Origin of the sequence: Paenibacillus glycinis (assembly GCF_009909185.1) — a bacterium.
In the GTDB taxonomy this organism is placed as follows: domain Bacteria; phylum Bacillota; class Bacilli; order Paenibacillales; family Paenibacillaceae; genus Paenibacillus_Z; species Paenibacillus_Z glycinis.
The window spans coordinates 111,587-129,169 of record NZ_JAAAMV010000011.1 but is presented as its reverse complement, the minus strand read 5'-3'; the positions used below and the strand labels follow the sequence as shown (position 1 = coordinate 129,169).

Sequence of the window (17,583 nt, the reverse complement as noted above, 5' to 3'; positions counted from 1 at the left end):
CGGAGGCCGCGGTTTACGTGTACAGCCATACCTTAAGCAGGGAAAGCAGCTTCTCGATCTCGATCGGCTTGCTGATGTAATCGGAAGCGCCGGCATCCAGGCAGCGCTGGCGGTCTTCCTTCATCGCTTTCGCGGTCAGCGCGATGATCGGCAGCTTCTCGAAGCGCGGCATGGCGCGAATCGCCCTCATCGCCTCGTAGCCATCCATGTCGGGCATCATGATATCCATCAGAATCAGATCGAAATCCGGCTCCCGCTCCAGCAGCTCGAGCGCCTCGCGGCCGCTCTCGGCGAATGAAATCCGCATGTTGTACGATTCAAGGACGTTGGACAAGGCGAAAATATTCCGGATGTCGTCCTCTACCAGCAATAGCTTCTTGCCTTCGAAAGCCGTCTCGTTGTCGTACAGCCGCTCCAGGATTTGCCGGCGGTCCTCCGGCATGTTCGCCTTGACCCGGTGCAGGAACAGCGCCGTCTCGTCGAAGAGCCGCTCCTGCGACCGGACGTTCTTGATGATGATGCTCTCCGCGTACTTCTTGAGCTCCAGCTCCTCGCGCATGTCCAGCTCTTTGCCGGTATAGATGATGATCGGCAGCTGCTTCAGATGCTCCGACTTGCGGATGGTGTCGAGCAGCTCGAAGCCCGAGATGTCGGACAAGCCCAGATCCAGCACCATGCAGTCGAAATGCTCCCGCCCCAGCTCCGCGAGCGCCTTCGCGCCGGTCGCCACGGCGGTAATCAGCACGTCGTCATGTCCGATGAGCTCGACCATGCTGTTCCGCAGCACGTCGTCGTCCTCGACGATGAGCAGCCGTTTCAAATCGCGGTCCATGAACGATTCCACCCGGGAGAGCGCCTGTTCGATATGCGTCTTGTTCACCGGCTTCTTCAGGAACGCCAGCGCGCCCATCGTCAGCCCCTTCTGCGGCTCGTCGACGACGGTGATGACATGAACCGGAATATGCCGCAGCTCGGAATGCTGCTTCAGCCGCTCCAGGATGGACCAGCCGTCGATGACCGGCACTTGGATATCGAGCAGGATGGCATCCGGCTTGTACGCGTTGGCGAGCGCGAGGCCCTTGTCGCCTTCCAATGCGACCAATGCCTTGAAATGCCGCGCGCGGGCCATCTCGAGCAGGATCTTCGCGAACCGCACGTCATCCTCGATGATCAGCAGCACGCGGTCCCCGGTTTGAATGGCATCGCGGTCGTCTTCCAGCGAGGATGGCATCAGCAGGTCGGGGCTCGTCCATTCGATGCTCGGCGCGAGCAGTTCTTCCTTCTTGGCGGCTTCCGGCTTGACGGCCGCCTCTCGCGTCTCGGCCGCGGCTCCGGCTTCCGCCAGCTCCGGACGAACGCCAACCTCCGATTCGCCGAATCGTTCGGGCAGGTACAGCGTAAATGCGCTGCCCGCCCCTTCCTCGCTCTCGATCGCGATATGCCCGCCGATCAGCGCGGACAATTCGCGGCTGATCGTCAGCCCAAGTCCCGTCCCGCCGTATTTGCGGCTCGTCGAGCCGTCGGCCTGCTGGAACGCCTCGAAGATGATTTCTTTCTTCCCGGCGGGAATGCCGATCCCGCTGTCGATCACGGAGAAGGCGACCACGCCGCCCGTTTCGTCCGAACCGTCCGGTCCGCTCGGCCGGAACGCAGCATCCGGACCGGCTATTCCCAAGGCGCCTTCCGTGCCGCCGACGGCAGACGCCGGCGTACCGTGCGATTGCGGCCGGTGCATCCGCAGCGTGACATGGCCCCGATGCGTGAATTTGAACGCGTTGGACAGCAGGTTCTTGAGAATTTGCTGCAGGCGGTGTCCGTCCGTGAAGACCGACGCCGGCAAATCGCGCTGGATGTCCACTTGGAAGGCGATGCCTTTCTTGGCGGCCAGCGGCTCGTAAGCGCGCCGCATGCTTTCCCGGATATCGCTCAGGTACACCTGCTCCATCTCGATCTTCATCTGTCCGGCTTCCACCTTGGACAGATCGAGGATCTCGTCGATCAGGCGAAGCAGGTCGGTGCCGGAGGAATGAATCGTATGCGCGAATTCCACCTGTTTCGGCAGCAGATTGCCCGGCTTGTTGTCCGCCAGCATCTGGGACAGGATGAGCAGGCTGTTGAGCGGCGTCCGAAGCTCGTGCGACATGTTGGCCAGGAACTCCGATTTGTACCGGGATGCCGTCGCCAGCTCGTTCGCCTGCTTGGCCAACGTCGAGTTCTGCTCCTCGATCTGGACGTTGAACGCCTCGGCACGGCGCATCTGCGCCTCCAGGCGCCGCGAACGCCTCGCCAGCTCCGTGTTGCTTTCCTCGAGCTCTTCCTGCTGGCGCTGCATCCGCTCCTCCGAGCGCTTCAGCGCGTCGTTCGAGGCGCGCAGCTCTTCCTGCTGCGCGAACATTTCCTCGGACTGCGTCTGCAGCTCCTCCGACTGCTGCTGCAGCTCTTCCGTCTGCGCCTGCAGCTCCTCGGTGAGCATCTGCGATTCTCGCAGCAGCCGCGCCACTTCCATCTGCGCCTTGACGTTGTTCAGCGCCGTGCCGACGTTTCCCCTGCTCCGTTCGATCAGCTGCACGTGCAGCGGCGAGAACGGATGCAGCGAAGCGAGCTCCACCACGCCCTCGACCCGTCCGTCGAATTCGATCGGAAAGACGAGAATGCTCGCCGGCTCGGAGTCGCCGAGTCCCGTCGTAATCCGGACATGGCGTTCGGGCAACCCGTCCAGCAGGAACACCCGGTTCTCGAACGCGCTTTGGCCGACGACGCCTTCGCCCATGGCAAATTGTTCGGCGCCGAGCGGCGAGCCGTCCGCGGCGTACGAGGCGCCGCGGATCAGCTTGTCGCCCTCGCGAACGTAGAAGACGCCGTAGCTTGCGCCCAGCAGCAGCGCCGTCCGCGCCATGAACGCCTGCGCCAGCTCGTTCACGTGCGAGGCGCCTTGGCTGGCGACGGCAATCTCGGCGATGCCGGATTGAAGCCAGTTCGCTTTCTCCTGCGTCTCCAGCAGCCCGTTCGTCGCCTCGCACAGATCCCGTACTTCGTCGCGCGTCCTGACCTCGATCCGGTTAAGCTTCTGCCTGCTGTCGGAGGCCGCGATATCGTTGATCGCCTTGATGACCTGCTTGATGCTCCGCACGATCGTGCCCGATATCACGAGGGAGACGACGACTGCCAGCACGGTGACGATGAACAGCACGATATACAGGCCGATCTTGAAGCTGCGGTTCTTCTCGTCCAGGTCGTCGATCCGCTGCTGCGTCAGCCCCTTCTCGACGTTCAGGAAATCGCCCAGCTGAAAGCGCAGCGTATCGATGATCTTCTTGCCCTCGTCCAGCTTGAAAAATTGCGCGACCTGCGCCGTGTCGCCTTCCTTCTTCGCCGCGATGACGGGGTCGCCGGCGACCTCGATCCATTTCTCCACGTTCGCCCTGATCGCCCGCAAATTCGCCTGCTGGCCCGGGTTATCGGCGACCAGCTGGTACAGCTGGCTGTAAATCTCCATCCACTCCGCGCGGGACGTCGTGTACGGATCGAGATAGGACTCGTCTCCCGTGATGACATACCCGCGCTGCCCCGTCTCCATGTCCAGCACGCGGCTGTCGATCTGATTCGCCAGATCATGCACCGCCATGTCGTGGCTGTTGATGAAATCGATCTCCCTGTCCATCGAGTTCATGCGGCCGTCCAATATGGCAATCGATATCCCCACGCTGATCAACACGACGAGATATCCGAGAATGATTTTGGATCTTACCGTGAATCTAACTTTGTTCCGCATTACCTTCGCCCTCCAGCGTCTTCACTGCAATTAGCATGGCTATTGTTTGTATGCTATCAATTCTAGCACAATCGATTCTAGCGGAATACACGCCGGTTGAAGGCTTGCGAACGCGCTCAATAGGCAGCCGATCCATGCACGAATCGCGCTGCCGCCTCTACGGCTCCGCTCCGCTCCGCGCGCAAAAAAAGCAACGGTCCATCGTACCATGAACCGTCGCTTCAAAGCCGCTAATCGACCAACTCTTCTACCTTCTCCGCCAGAAACAGCCGATAGACGCGCACCACGATGATCTTGACGACCATATACGCCGGGATCGCCAAAATGATGCCGAGAAAGCCGGCGATCTCGCCCGCCACCAAGAGCAGCACGATCGTCGTCAGCGGATGGATGTCGAGCCGTCTGCCGTAGATGCTCGGCGACAGCACGTTTCCTTCGATCTGCTGCGCGATCAGCGTCACCACGACGACCCAGAACACCATCGTCGGCGACACGGTGAAGGCGACGATGATCGTCGGGATCGCGCCCAAGAACTGCCCGATGTACGGAATGATGTTGAGGAAGAACGCCGCGATCGCCAGCAGCAGCGAATACGGCAGCCCGATGATCAGAAATCCGACGTACAGCATGATCGCGAGCAGGCACGTAATGATGACGCGCCCGACGATGAAACCGCTGAGCGCCGAGTCGATATCCGCCAGCACGTCCTTCCCGTCCTTTCGGTACCGCCGCGGAATGACATGGAGGATCGAAGTGGGGATATGGTCGCTTTCCTTCAGCATATAGTAGAGGATGATCGGCACCGTCGCGATGATGATGAAAAAATTGGTCACGATCGACACGATGTTCGACACGTAATTGGAAGCCGCCGTGATCGCGTCGTTCAAATATTCCGACAGCTTCGCGCTGACGTCCGTGTCCTTGTCGACGAACGAGGAGAGCATGCGGTTGTCCTGCAAACGGTCCAACTGCCGCTGGAAGCTCTCGATCAGATCCGGCGCGCCTTTCACGAAATTCTCCACCTGCGTCTGCAGCGTCGGCCACACGACCGCGACGAACAATCCCAGGATCGCGGCGACCAGCACGTAGATCAGCAATATCGAGAATACTTTGTTCAAGCGCCGCCGCACCATCGCGTTCACGATCGGGCGCAGCAAATAATAACAAAAGCCCGCCAGCATGAACGGCACGATCAGGATGTTGAAGATGGTCAGCAGCGGGTGAAAGATAAAACTGATCTTCGCCGTCAAATATACGATGAGCAGCAGGGCGATAATCCCCAGGCATACCCGGAAAAACCCTTTCTGAACCGACATGGCCAAACCTCCCGGCATCTATCCCCACGGACTGCAATGCATTACCCCTTTATTAAACGCTTAAGCGATGGATTGAAACAGGTATCGGCCATTCGTCGATTTCTTTGTGGAGTTTCATTCTATGCGGTTTCGATTCGGCTCATGTCCGGGCAAAACAAAAAGCCCTGCGCAAGCGCAGGGCTTTCTGAAAGAAAACGGTAAAACTACAGTTTTACAACGTTTTCTGCTTGTGGTCCACGGTTGCCTTGAACAACGTTGAACTCAACGCGTTGGCCTTCGTCAAGCGTTTTGAAACCGTCGCCTACGATTGCGGAGAAATGTACGAATACATCGTTGCCGCCTTCAACTTCGATGAAACCGAAGCCTTTTTCTGCGTTAAACCATTTAACTGTTCCTGTTTGCATGGGGAATTACCTCCAAAATTAAATTAACATGTACTTTTTATTCGTGTTTGCGAAATAAAAAAATCACACATTGAAAAAGGTACCATTCACAAAATGACAACCCTTTTCAATATGTGAATTCAGGTTCTTTTATGACTAAGGCCATAGTATCATATCTAATTTTGAATTGCAATGAGCTTACAAGACTTTACATAAATTTGATGTTTCTTCCGTTATTCGCACGGAAGCCAACGACCGCTTGCTTCTGCTATTATACACGACCGTTGGCATTTATATACACCATTCGCCAAAATTTGAATCACGAGCCGACGTAACGATCGTACAGCGACTGCGCGCGCGCCAGATCCTCCGTGCCCTGCACGAGCACGCGCCCGTCGGGGAAGATCACGAGCCGCTCGCCTTCGGGCAGCTCCGCCCTCAGCAGGTACGGATTCGATGTCAGCGCGCAGGAACGCGCCAGCTTCTCCTTCAGTACATCCAGATCAAGCCCCCGGCGCCCGCCGATCTGCACCGTCTCCCGGCCGCACAGCGTGACGGGCAGCGCGGCGTCCGCGGCGTTCAGGGACGGATACTGCTTGAGCCCGCACGTCGGGCAGGTCGGGCTCGGCGAAGGCAGCTTCATGTCGAGCGTGCCGTTCCGCCAGATGTCCATGGACAGCAGGCCCTGCCGCCTCGCGGAGCCGGCGCCGACGAGAAGCTTCAGCGCCTCCACCGCCTGCAGCGAGGCGACGATGTCGACGATCGGCGAGATCACGCCCGCCGTGTCGCACGTATCCCCGGCGCTGTCGCCGCTGCCGAGCAGGCAGCGCAGACAGGAGGTCTCGCCGGGAACGAATACCGCGCTCATCCCGTTCGAGCTGACGGCCCCGCCGTAGATGAACGGAATTCCGTGCTTGAAGCAGACGTCGTTCAGCAGCAGGCGCGTGCCGAAGTTGTCGGTGCCGTCCAGGACGAGATCGGCGCCGTCCAGCAGTTCCTCGGCGTTGGCGGCCGTTAGATGCGAGACGATCGGTTCGACGGCGATGCCGCCGTTGATCCGCTTCAGCCTCCGCTCCGCGGCGATGACCTTGGGCCGAACCTCCAAGACGTCGTCCTCGTCGTACAGCATTTGCCGCTGCAGATTGCTCCGCTCGACGTAATCCCGGTCGATGATCCGCAGCCGCCCTACGCCCGCCCGGGCCAAATGATTGGCGATGACGGTGCCGAGCGCGCCCATGCCCACGATCGCGACCTGCGCGGCTTCGATCCTGCGCTGCCCGCTCTCGCCGATCGGCGCGAACAGCATTTGCCGCGAATAGCGTTCCCGGCGCGCCCGATCCGCCTGCTCCTCGCTTTCCCGCAGCTCCGCAGCGGATGTATCCATGCTCATCTTTCCCGCAGCTCCTCTCCCTCGCCCGGCCGGACGATCCGGCCAAACCGAATGGTTCTTTTCCGTAAGTATAAAGGAGAAACGCACTCGAAGTCGACCGGACGGCCCCTGCTTGCCAAGGAAGTTTCCAGCGCCGGCACTCTCAGATCCTTGGCAGCGCCGCGAATCGAAGAGGTTGCGATTAACGTTGCGATGGTGATGGTCAAAAGCTGCGTTCTTGGTTGCCTACGGTTAGCGTTACGGTTGCGCGGCGCGCCATGCCGCTTCTTGCTATAGATTCAATGCCGCCAGCTCCGCGTCGATGCGCCGAACCAGCGCTTTCTTCTCCGAGTCCTCCAGGAACGCCGCTCCCGCTCCGTTGCGGATCAGGACGGCCAGCTCCCGGTCGGTGAAACCGAACTTCTCGGCGACGATGCGGTATTCCCGCGTGATATCCGTCCCGGAGACGCTCGGATTGTCCGTGTTCAGCGTAATCGACAGACCTTGCTCGAAGTATTCCCGGATCGGATAGGCATCCCAGCCCGACACCGCCTTCGTCTGGATGTTGCTGACCGGGCACATCTCGAGCGGGATGCGCCGCTCCAGCACCATACGCAGCACGTCCGGGTTCTCCCGCAGTCGAACGCCGTGGCCGATGCGCGACGCGCCCAGGTGCTCGACCGCCTCGTAGACGTTGGCCGCTCCGCCCGCTTCGCCCGCATGGATGGTGACGGGCAGCCCGCGCTTATGCGCGAGCGCGAAGACGTCGCGGAACAGCTCCGGCGGATACGACGACTCGTCGCCCGCCAGGTCCACCGCCGCCAAGCCGCGTCCGGCGTATCGGGCCGCCGCTTCGATCACGGCCAAATTATCCGCGCGGTCGTGGTTGCGCATGCAGATCGCGATCGCCCGTCCCTGAATATCGAACTGCCGCTCCGCGCGCTTCAGCCCTTCGATGACGTGATGGATGGCTTCTTCCGCGTGCAGCCCATTAAGCCGGTGCAGCTGAGGGGCGAAGCGCACCTCGATATAACGGCAGTTGTGCGCGGCCGCCTGCTCCAGCGTCTCGAACGCCACGCGCTCCAGCGCCGCGCCGGACTGCAGGAAACGGGTCGTAAACGCGAATTTGCTCAAATACTCCGGCAGGCTGCGGCATTCCTCGTCCACCTGCATGTAGGGAATGAGCTCCGCCTCGGTCGAGACCGGCAGCCCGATGCCTTCGGCCTCGGCGATCGCGAGGACCGTATCCGGCCGCAGGCTTCCGTCGAGGTGAACGTGAAGGTCGACTTTGGGCAGCAAATGCCACTGATTCATTGGCGGCTCACTCCTTTATTCGCGAAGATTATCTCTTCTATTCGCCCGCGGGAAGGCGGAAACCTGCCGGGAATCTTTTCCGGCCGCAGCCGTTAGCGTAGTCTTGGCCGGCTTTTTCAACTCGCGCTTGCCGAATCTAGCAATCCTTGGAGGAATTTGTCGATTTATGCCGAAATAGTACCAAGAGCCGATCATTTCCAGAACTTTCCGTTTGTTTGAAAGGAGCCCGCACATGCACGGTTGGCCCAAGGCGTCCCAAGCACGCTTCACGCATCCCCGCAAAATCCGATTGATTTTGCTCGTTGTCACGCTCGTCGTCGGCGTCTGTTTCTGGTGGATTACGGACGCCTATAACCATATGCTGCGCAAGGAGGTCCGGCAAGAGACCTCCGCCATGCTGAATACGCATGCCGCCTCGCTCAAGCTTACCTTGGAACGCCGCCTGCTCCTCGCGGACGGCCTCAAGGCATACGTCAACGCCACGCTCGCGGAAGGACGGACCTTGGATCAAGCCTGCTTCGATACTTTTGCCGGCAGCTTCATCGGCTCGACGACCGGCGTGCGGTATTTGGCCATGTATCCGGACGGCATCGCGAAGTTCATCTACCCGCTCGGATCGAACGAATCGGTGCTCGGCATGAACCTGTTCGCGAGCCCGGACCCCGCCATCCGGCAGAACGCGGACCAGACCAAGGCAAGCGGCGGCCCGTCGGTACTCGGCCCCATGACATTGAAGAACGGCGGTCTCGGCATGATTTCCCGCCAGGCCGTCTTCGACGAGGGCCGGTTCTGGGGCTTCGTCTCCGTCGTGCTGGACATCCCGCCGATGCTGGGCGACGCAGGCCTTGCAGGAGACGGCGGCATCGACATGGCCGTCCGAGCAGGAGACCGACAGATCTTCGGGCGGAGCGATCTATTTGCCGATTCGTCCGTGCATGCGGCGATCGAAGTGGCCGGCAGCCGCTGGGAGCTCGCCGCGCGGCCGGGCAAGGCCAAGCTGAACGCCATCGATGCGCGCGTGCGGATTACCGCGCTGAGCGGTTTGCTCGTGCTCGTATTGCTGAATTACTTGCTGTATGTGCTGCTGACCAAGCGCCAGAACCTGCAGCGGATGGTCAAGGACCGCACCGTCCACCTCACCGAGGCCAATCAGCGGTTGGAGGCCACTTACGGGGCGCTGATCGCGACGGAGGACGAGCTTCGCCAACAGAACACGCTGCTGGAGCACAGCGAACGGAAGCTTCGGCAGGTCGCTTACCGCGATGCGGTGACGGGGCTGTACAACCGGACGTACTTTCAGGAGCGGCTGGAGGAGACGATCGCGCTGGCCCGCAGCCAAGGCCAATCGTTCGCGTTGCTGTTCCTCGACCTGGATCAATTCAAGCTGATCAACGACACGCTCGGCCATGCCTGCGGCGATTTGCTGCTGCAGGAGGTCGGCTGCCGGCTGTCTGGCCTGCTGCACGAGGACGAGCTGTTCTCGCGCATCGGCGGCGATGAATTCACGATCATTCTGCCGGCGATCGCGGACGCCGCCCAGCTGCAGGAGGCCGCGCAGCAGGTCGTCGACCTGTTTCAGCAGCCTTTCGTCCTGAACGATATCGACTACTTCGTCACGGCCAGCATCGGCGTCACGCTTTTCCCCGACCACGGGGATGACGCCGCCCAGCTGATGAAATACGCGGATGCCGCGATGTACCGGGCCAAAGAGGAAGGCAAAAACAATTTTCGCCTCTACGACGACTCGCTGATCGCGAACGCCGACGAGAAGATCTACATCAAGAACAGCCTGCGGCGCGCGCTCGACAACGGCGAATTCGAGGTCCACTACCAGCCGCAGATCGAGATCGAGAGCAAACGCATCGTCGGCCTCGAGGCGCTCATCCGCTGGAACCATCCCAAGCGCGGCAGCATCCCGCCGTCGCTGTTCATCCCGATCGCCGAGGAAAGCGGGCTTATGGAGCCGATCGGCGAATGGGTGCTCCGCAGCGTATGCCACCAGAACAAAGCGTGGCAGGACGCCGGGCTGCCGCCCGTGCGGACCGCGGTCAACCTGTCCGCGCGCCAGTTCGGCCAGCGCAACCGGCTGTCCGACCAGATCAAGGGGATTCTCGCCGAGAGCGGACTCGATCCCGCTTATCTGGAGCTGGAGATCACGGAGAACACCGCGATGCGCGACGACAACTCACTGACGCTGCAGGAGCTGCGCAATTTGGCGATCACGATCTCCATCGACGACTTCGGCACCCACTACTCGTCGCTTAACTACCTGAAGCGGCTGCCCGTCGACAAAATCAAGATCGACCGCTCGTTCGTGAACGGCATCCGCAAGGAACCGAAGGACGAGGCGATCATTCTCGCCATGCTGCTGATGGCGAGCCATCTGAACCTGACCATCGTCGCGGAAGGCGTCGAGACGCAGGAGCAGCTCGATTTCCTGCAGGACAACCGCTGCAACGACATTCAAGGCTACCTGTACTATCCGCCCCAGCCGGCAGCCGCGATGGCGCGGATTTTGCGGGAGCACGGGCCGAACGCGGCGTAAGGACGGCATCCCCGGCAAAGCGAAAGGGTTCCTCCCCGGACGTTGGCCGACTTGTTGACATTGAATAGAAGCAGCTTCGGCAAGAACAAGAAACCGCCCTCCGTGGGGCGGTTTCTTCATGCGAACGCGCAGGCTTAGGCCAGCTGCGTCTGCGGGCTTTCCGTCAGCAGCTGGATGAGGTATTTCATGGACGGCGTCATGTATTTGCGCTTGTGATAGACCAGCTGCGTGTAGAAGGAAAGGTTCTCCATGCGGAGCGGCAGCGTGCAGAGCAGGTCTTTCTCCAGTTCGGCCAACACGGCGATTCTCGGGATCAACGCGATTCCGAGCCCATAATAGACGCACTGCTTGATGGCTTCCATGCTGCCGAGCTCGAAGGCGCGCCGGTACGGAATCTGCCTCGTCCTGAGCTCCCGCTCGAACGTGTCGCGATAGGTGCAGTCTTGCTCCGTCATGACGAACGACTCTCCGCTTAGATGCCCCCACTCCACAACGTCCCGCCCCGCGAGCGGATGGTCTTTGTTCGCCACGACGACCATCTCTTCCCGACGAATGATGATGCTGTCCAGTTCCGGGTCCGACAACGGTTCATTGAGAAGGATGCCCATGTCCGCCTCGCCATCCCGGATCGACTGCTTGACGCGCTCCTCCTGGGCCGGTTCAAGCATAACCTGAATATTGGGAAACACCTGCCGAAACCGGTGCAAATACTTCGGAAGCAAGAAGGCGGCCATCGTTTCGATGGTCGACAGGCATAACATGCCGCCCTCCTGCTTGCCGATAACCGACTTGGACTCCCGGAACAAATCGGAGATTTGGTTGGCATAAACCAGCATTTGCTCGCCGGATTGGGTCAAGCGCATCCGCCGCCCGAACCGCTCGAACAGGACGACGCCGTACTCCTGCTCCAGCTTCTGAATCTGCGTCGTCACGCTTGATTGCGCATAGCCGAGCTGCTCGGCCGCTTTCGTGAAATTCTGCCATTTGGCCACCTCGCGGAACGTAAGGAAATGCTGAATGTCCATGCCCGTCAACTCCGTTTCTAGCATCGGAAAAACCGATTGCAATCATCGATTATTATAGATAACTGCTATGCCGAAGTACATGATAATATTTCTTTGGCAGTGAAAGACAATGAGTTCCAGATCTGCAATAAAACTTTCTGTGGAGCGTGAACCGCAATGATGAACCATTACGTGCATCAAAACCTGGCCGACATGAAGGAAAAACAACTTCAAAAATTGGCCGCCGAGCAATGGAAACTGGAAACCCCGAGCAAGACCAGAGCAATCAGTCATAAAGGCATGATCAAGCGCATGCAAGCCTTAATGACGGCATTGTTCGCATGAGCAGCCGCCGAAGCCAAAGCATCGACCGACGCCGACAACGCCGCTTAGTATCAGATGAATAACGCCGCTTTCCTGTACGGGACGTACACGGGAAGCGGCGTTTTCTGCGTTTTCAGGGCCATGGCGCCATGACGCCCGAATACGGATGCGCTCTGCGGATGAACGATTTCCCTTTTCTTGCAACATATTACAACAGCGTACCGTCTATATAAGCATTTCCGGGCTACCGGCCCTCTCCCATAATGCCAAAACTTATAAAATGGATGGTGCATGATGCGAAAAAAACGACGATCAACCCCGATAACGGCCGCCGCGCTTAGCGTCGCCGCGGCCATTGCCTTCGCCTTCCCACCGGCCGGCCCGACGGTCGCGCATGCGGAACGACCGGTCTTGAGCAGCTCCACGCCGATCTACGGAGCATCCGTCCCCGCGCCAGCGGTAAAGCCGCTGTGGCAGGTACGGCTGGCCCAATTCGAACAGGACGGCAGACCCTTCACGTCGGCGATCGCCGAGGAAGGCCGCGTGTTCGCGCTCGCGGACGGCGGGCAGCTCGCCGCCTACGACGGCGCGAGCGGACGGAAGCTGTGGACCTACGGCGCCGCGCTCAAGCCGCTGCTCGCCTACGGGCAAGGCGTCCTCTACGGCCTGACGAAGGACGGCGCCGTCTATGCGGTCGGCACGAACGGCGGCAAGAAATGGACGGCGCCCATCCGCGCGGACAAGGCGGAGAGCATCGCTCCCGTCGGCGATACGGTCTACGTGACGCAGAACCTGACGCTCTTCGCGCTGGACCGGGCGACCGGCAAGCTGCTCTGGAAAACGATGGAGACCGCTCCCCAATACGAAGGCGGCTTGAACGGCGTGACGGAGACGGACGGCGTCGTGCTCCGCAGTTACGCGGTGCAGGGCGCGCTGTCTTCGACGCAGATCAACGCCTACGACAAGAAGACCGGCAAGCAGCTGTGGACCTCGTTCCGACAGCTCGCGCCCCTCGCCGTCAGGGACGGGCTAGTCTATTCCGTCATTGATGAATATATGGTCGGCGACAACGATCCTGCCAACAAGCGGCTGCGCATCGCCGCGCTGAGTTTGAAGTCCGGCGCCAAGAAGGGCGAGCGCGTGTACGCATGGACGAACACGCTCGCTACGCCCGGCCAATACCAGTTCGGCGGCGCAAGCGGCTCCGCGTTCTTGTACGGCAACGACCTCTATATCTATCAGGATCAAGCCGTTGCCAAATACGACTTCGCGGCCTACAGCGCGAACGGCAAACCCGCGCAGCGCTGGGCTTCCCCGAACGCGCGGGATTATCAGCCGCTCTATGCGGTCGACGGCGGACGGCTGCTGTATCAGAATATCCACGATAACGGCATCGGCGTGCTCAAGACGGCGAACGGCCAATTCGCGGAATTCCCGAACGGCGTCCAACCGGTGCAGACCGACCTGTACGGCAAAGGCCTCTACGTCGCCCGCGCCGACGGCACGCTGGACGCCTACGATTTCGCGTCGTTCAAGCCGGTCTTCAGCGTCAAGCTCGGCTCGCGCGCGTTCGAAGCCACGCTGCAATCCGGCGGGATGATTTATATCCGCTCCGGCGGGACGCTGTACGGCGTGAAGCTGCCGGCGAGCTTGAAGTAATCCGGCAGGGGCTGCTGCGGCTGAGCATGCCTTGCTAACCCGCCTGGGCGCTTCAATCGCTCTATGCGGACACAAATTCCGTTATTTCGGCCGATTAGGCGGCTTGCCGTATTGAGCGGCCACAGTAAACCCCTCGGTCTTGCCAGAGCGCGGCCGAGCGCGCATTTCATGCCAAAGAAGACCCTCCGCGTGCCGCCTGCCGGCGGCCATGGAGGGTCTTCTCGTCTTTCGGCGCGAATCGGGCCGCTCTTCAGCCATTCGCGACACAGCAAAGGCGTTCAAGGGCCGATTGCGCCTGCAGCGTCGTTACTTAACGGCGCTCGTCCGTTCGAGCGGCGGCTGCGTCGACGCCCGCACGACCAGCTCGGGCAGCAGCACGACCCGCTGGCGGGCTGGCTCCTCCCCGCTCATCTGCTTGTGCAGCAGATCCACCGCCTGGCGTCCGAGCTCGCGGATCGGCTGGCCGACCGTCGTGAGCGCGGGATCGATGATGCCGCACAGGAACGTATTGTCGAAGCCGACGACGGACAGCTCGCCGGGCACCGGAATGCCGCGAGAACGGGCGGCCTGGATCGTGCCGATGGCCAGCAGGTCGTTGCAGGCGAACACCGCCGTCGGGCGGTCCGGCGCGTCCAGGATGCCGCCGGCGATTTCCATCCCCGAGGCGACCGTGAAGTCGCTGACCGCGACCCGCTCGGCGTGGAACGCGCAATTATGCTCCTCCAGCGCCGCCCGGTAGCCCTTCAGCCGCTGGCGGGAGCTTTCAAGATCCATGCTCTCGACGATGATCGCGATCTCCCGGTGGCCGAGCTCCAGCAGATGCGACGTCGCCAGGAAGCCGCCCATGAAATCGTCGACGAGCACGGTGTTCACCGGCGTACGCGGCACTTCGCGGGCGATGACGGTGATCGGCAGCTGCCGGTCCGTGACCAGGCCGAGCGACTCCGGGTGGGCAAGCCCGGTCGCGAGCAGGATGCCGTCGACCCCTTTCTGCTGGAGAAAGGTCAAGTATTCGCGTTCCTTGTCCACGTGATTGTCGGTGTTGCAGATCACGATATTGTAACTCAGCTCATGCGCCCGGTCTTCGATATTGCGCGCGAGCTCGGCGAAATAAGGGTTCGATATGTCCGGAAGCAGCAGGCCGATCATGAACGTCTTCTTGCTCGATAGCGCCGTCGCCACGAGGTTGGGCGCGTAGCCCATCCCTTCCATGACGGCCGCGACGCGTTCTCTCGTTTTCTCGCTGATTTTGCCGGTCCGATTGATGACCTTGGACACTGTGGCGATGGATACGCCCGCCTCCCGGGCAACGTCGTAAATCGTCGGCTTCATGCTCATGTCTCCCGCTTTTTTATGCCCATCGTATCATAACCCGAATACGGTCTGCTACGACTAGTAACGGGCCACGATCATTTTCTTGCGCGTGTAGAACTCGACGCCGTCCTTGCCGTTCGCGTGCAGGTCGCCGTAGAACGACTTCTTGAAGCCGGAGAACGGGAAGAACGCCATCGGCGCCGGCACGCCGACGTTGATGCCGAGCATGCCCGCGTCGATCGTCTCGCGGAACTGGCGCACCGCGGAGCCGCTGCCCGTGAACAGGCAGGCGCCGTTCGCGAATTCGGACGCGTTCGCCCAGGCGATCGCCTCCTCCAGCGTATCGACGCGCACGATCTGAAGCACCGGCGCGAAGATCTCGTCCTGCCAGATCGCCATGTCCTTCGTCACGCCGTCGAAAATCGTCGGCCCGACGAAATAGCCCGCGCCCTGCGCCGCGGCGGCTTCCCGGCCGTCCAGCACGAGGCTCGCGCCCTGCTCGATGCCTTTCTGGATATAACCGAGCGTCCGGTCCTTATGCGCGCCGCGGATGACCGGGCCGAGGAAGACGCCTTCGTCCAGGCCGTTGCCGATGCTGAGGCTCTCGGCGCGTTCCTTCAGCTTGGCGACGAGCGCGTCGCCCGCGCCGCCGACGGCCACGACGACGGAGCACGCCATGCAGCGTTCCCCGGCGGAGCCGAACGCGGCGTTCGTGATTTCCTTGACCGTCAGGTCCAGATCCGCGTCCGGAAGGACGATGGAATGGTTCTTCGCGCCGCCGAGCGCCTGCACGCGCTTGCCGTGGGCGGCGGCGGTTTTGTACACGTATTCCGCGACGGGCTGGGAGCCGACGAAGGAAATCGCTTTGACGTCCGCATGCTCCAGCAGTCCGTTCACGACGTCATGCGCGCCGTGGACGACGTTGAAGACGCCGTCCGGCAGGCCGGCTTCCGTGAACAGCTCCGCCAACCGGTTCGCCGTGAGCGGCGTGCGCTCGGACGGCTTCAGCACGAACGTGTTGCCGCAGGCGATCGCGAGCGGGAACATCCAGGACGGCACCATCATCGGGAAGTTGAACGGCGCGATGCCGCCGATGACGCCGATCGGATAGCGGTACATCGCGGATTCGATGCCCGTCGCGATGTCCGGCAGCACGCTGCCCATCATGAGCGTCGGCGCGCCCGCCGCGAATTCCACGCATTCGATGCCGCGCTGCACTTCGCCGTACGCCTCGCCGTAGCTTTTGCCGTTCTCGAGCGTGACCAGCTTCGCCAGCTCTTCCCAATGCTCCACGAGCAGCTGCTGGTATTTGAACAGGATGCGCGCCCGGCGCGGCACCGGCGTTTGGCTCCAGGCCGGATAGGCCGCCTGCGCCGCTTGCACCGCCGCTTCGAGATCGCCGCGGGTCGACAGCGGCACCTTCACGAGCGTCTCGCCCGTCGCCGGGTTCGGCACGTCCTCCGTGCGTTCGGATTGGGACGGGACGAAGCGCCCGCCGATGAAGTTGGATACCGTTTGAATGTCAGCCATTAGTCTTCACTCCTAGTTTCGGGATGTCGTTCATGCATGATGTATGAGGTCAGGCTTCCAAAGCGCCGACCGACCGCAGGACGTCCTCGACCTGCGCCCGCGTCGGCATGGCGTCCGAGCAGCTGTGGCTCGATACGACGATATGCGCGGCCGCCGCGCCGTAATCCTGGCAGCGGGGCACGTCCCAGCCTTGCAGCAGGCCGTACAGGAACGCGCCGGCGAAGGAATCGCCCGCGCCGAACGTCTTGACGACGTTCGCGGGGAACGTGCGGCCCGGATACGCGGAGCCGTCCGCGGTATAGGCGACCGAGCCGTCGCCGCCGCGTTTCACGACGACCAGCTGCGCCTTGCGGCCGAGCCAGCGGGCGGCGACCGCCGCTTCGTCGAACGGCGCGTCCGTCTTCGGCTCGAGCAGCGAGAACTCCTCGATGCCGCCGAAGATCACGTCCGCCTGCTCCGCCGCGAGCGCGCAGTACACCTGGATCTCGTCGCGGTTCGCCCACGTATACGGACGGTAATCGATATCGTAGATGATCTTCGCGCCATGCTTGCGGGCATAGCCGATGGCGGCGAACACCGCTTCGCGGGAAGGGCTCGCGGCCAGCGCCGTGCCCGACACGACGAGCGCCTTGGCGGAGGCGATCAACGATTCGCTGACCTCGCCGGGCTCGAGCTTCAGGTCCGCGACGTTGTCGCGGTACATCAGGATGCTGCAATCCGTCGGCGACTTGATCTCCGTGAAGGCAAGCCCGGTCACCGCGCCCGTCGCGTCGTCCACGACCGATGTCGCGTCGATGCCCGTTTCTTCCAGATAGCGCCGAATGAAGCGGCCGAAGCCGTCGTTCGCGATTTTTCCGATAAAGCCCGTCTTCGCGCCCAGCCTCGCCAGCGCGACCGTGATGTTCGCGGGCGAGCCGCCCAAGTAGCGGGTAAACGTAACCGTCTCCTCGAGCGGACGATGAATCTCGTTGGCGTTCAAATCGATGCACAGCCGTCCGATGCTGACGAAATCCAGCGCGCGATCGGCCGGGAAGTTCACTCCGTTGCCCATGG

At 61.5% G+C, this 17,583-nt stretch carries 12 protein-coding genes; 3 read left to right on the top strand and 9 right to left on the bottom strand.

Annotation, left to right across the window (positions count from 1 at the left end):
- Positions 1 to 13: 13 nt before the first annotated feature.
- The 5 genes from GT019_RS15540 to add form a co-directional block, all read right to left on the bottom strand.
- Positions 14 to 3,772, bottom strand: a complete 3,759-nt coding sequence (locus GT019_RS15540) for a response regulator (protein ID WP_161744102.1) — start codon at positions 3,770 to 3,772, stop codon at positions 14 to 16.
- A gap of 230 nt (positions 3,773 to 4,002) precedes the next feature.
- A complete protein-coding gene (locus tag GT019_RS15535) occupies positions 4,003 to 5,088 on the bottom strand; it encodes an AI-2E family transporter (RefSeq protein WP_161744101.1) in 1,086 nt (361 codons plus the stop codon).
- Positions 5,089 to 5,291: 203 nt separating this feature from the next.
- A complete protein-coding gene (locus GT019_RS15530) occupies positions 5,292 to 5,492 on the bottom strand; it encodes a cold-shock protein (protein ID WP_025692494.1) in 201 nt (66 codons plus the stop codon).
- A 298-nt stretch (positions 5,493 to 5,790) separates the two neighbouring features.
- Positions 5,791 to 6,855, bottom strand: coding sequence for a ThiF family adenylyltransferase (locus GT019_RS15525; protein ID WP_161744137.1), 1,065 nt, complete (start codon positions 6,853 to 6,855; stop codon positions 5,791 to 5,793).
- A gap of 276 nt (positions 6,856 to 7,131) precedes the next feature.
- Positions 7,132 to 8,154: an adenosine deaminase gene (add, locus tag GT019_RS15520; RefSeq protein WP_161744100.1), complete on the bottom strand. Its 1,023-nt coding sequence runs from the start codon at positions 8,152 to 8,154 to the stop codon at positions 7,132 to 7,134.
- Between the two features lie 232 nt (positions 8,155 to 8,386).
- On the opposite strand from add, the gene GT019_RS15515 reads away from it, so the two are divergent.
- Positions 8,387 to 10,699, top strand: a complete 2,313-nt coding sequence (locus GT019_RS15515) for a bifunctional diguanylate cyclase/phosphodiesterase (protein WP_161744099.1) — start codon at positions 8,387 to 8,389, stop codon at positions 10,697 to 10,699.
- 134 nt (positions 10,700 to 10,833) lie between these two features.
- On the opposite strand, the gene GT019_RS15510 is transcribed toward GT019_RS15515, so the two are convergent.
- Complete coding sequence (locus GT019_RS15510) at positions 10,834 to 11,724, bottom strand: LysR family transcriptional regulator (protein WP_161744098.1); 891 nt, start codon at positions 11,722 to 11,724, stop codon at positions 10,834 to 10,836.
- Positions 11,725 to 11,880: 156 nt separating this feature from the next.
- Here GT019_RS15510 and GT019_RS15505 point away from each other — a divergent pair, with 156 nt between their 5' ends.
- Together GT019_RS15505 and GT019_RS15500 are read left to right on the top strand one after the other, a co-directional pair.
- A complete protein-coding gene (locus GT019_RS15505; RefSeq protein ID WP_161744097.1) occupies positions 11,881 to 12,048 on the top strand; it encodes a hypothetical protein in 168 nt (55 codons plus the stop codon).
- 273 nt (positions 12,049 to 12,321) lie between these two features.
- The gene (locus GT019_RS15500; protein ID WP_161744096.1) at positions 12,322 to 13,686 is read left to right on the top strand and encodes an outer membrane protein assembly factor BamB family protein; all 1,365 of its coding nucleotides are present in this window, start codon (positions 12,322 to 12,324) and stop codon (positions 13,684 to 13,686) included.
- A 306-nt stretch (positions 13,687 to 13,992) separates the two neighbouring features.
- Here the strand turns inward: GT019_RS15500 and GT019_RS15495 are convergent, their stop codons facing one another.
- The 3 genes from GT019_RS15495 to iolC are packed head-to-tail and all read right to left on the bottom strand — an operon-like array spanning position 13,993 to position 17,581.
- Positions 13,993 to 15,018 carry a LacI family DNA-binding transcriptional regulator gene (locus GT019_RS15495; RefSeq protein WP_161744095.1) on the bottom strand — a complete coding sequence of 342 codons (1,026 nt, stop codon included), beginning with the start codon at positions 15,016 to 15,018 and terminating at the stop codon, positions 13,993 to 13,995.
- Between the two features lie 60 nt (positions 15,019 to 15,078).
- Positions 15,079 to 16,530, bottom strand: coding sequence for a CoA-acylating methylmalonate-semialdehyde dehydrogenase (locus tag GT019_RS15490; protein WP_161744094.1), 1,452 nt, complete (start codon positions 16,528 to 16,530; stop codon positions 15,079 to 15,081).
- A 49-nt stretch (positions 16,531 to 16,579) separates the two neighbouring features.
- Complete coding sequence (iolC, locus tag GT019_RS15485; protein WP_161744093.1) at positions 16,580 to 17,581, bottom strand: 5-dehydro-2-deoxygluconokinase; 1,002 nt, start codon at positions 17,579 to 17,581, stop codon at positions 16,580 to 16,582.
- Positions 17,582 to 17,583 lie beyond the last annotated feature (2 nt).

Coding starts and splice junctions, on each gene's coding strand:
- GT019_RS15540 (WP_161744102.1), bottom strand. CDS start 3,772: ATGCGGAACAAAGTTAGATTCACGGTAAGATCCAAAATCATTCTCGGA.
- GT019_RS15535 (WP_161744101.1), bottom strand. CDS start 5,088: ATGTCGGTTCAGAAAGGGTTTTTCCGGGTATGCCTGGGGATTATCGCC.
- GT019_RS15530 (WP_025692494.1), bottom strand. CDS start 5,492: ATGCAAACAGGAACAGTTAAATGGTTTAACGCAGAAAAAGGCTTCGGT.
- GT019_RS15525 (WP_161744137.1), bottom strand. CDS start 6,855: ATGGATACATCCGCTGCGGAGCTGCGGGAAAGCGAGGAGCAGGCGGAT.
- add (WP_161744100.1), bottom strand. CDS start 8,154: ATGAATCAGTGGCATTTGCTGCCCAAAGTCGACCTTCACGTTCACCTC.
- GT019_RS15515 (WP_161744099.1), top strand. CDS start 8,387: ATGCACGGTTGGCCCAAGGCGTCCCAAGCACGCTTCACGCATCCCCGC.
- GT019_RS15510 (WP_161744098.1), bottom strand. CDS start 11,724: ATGGACATTCAGCATTTCCTTACGTTCCGCGAGGTGGCCAAATGGCAG.
- GT019_RS15505 (WP_161744097.1), top strand. CDS start 11,881: ATGATGAACCATTACGTGCATCAAAACCTGGCCGACATGAAGGAAAAA.
- GT019_RS15500 (WP_161744096.1), top strand. CDS start 12,322: ATGCGAAAAAAACGACGATCAACCCCGATAACGGCCGCCGCGCTTAGC.
- GT019_RS15495 (WP_161744095.1), bottom strand. CDS start 15,018: ATGAAGCCGACGATTTACGACGTTGCCCGGGAGGCGGGCGTATCCATC.
- GT019_RS15490 (WP_161744094.1), bottom strand. CDS start 16,530: ATGGCTGACATTCAAACGGTATCCAACTTCATCGGCGGGCGCTTCGTC.
- iolC (WP_161744093.1), bottom strand. CDS start 17,581: ATGGGCAACGGAGTGAACTTCCCGGCCGATCGCGCGCTGGATTTCGTC.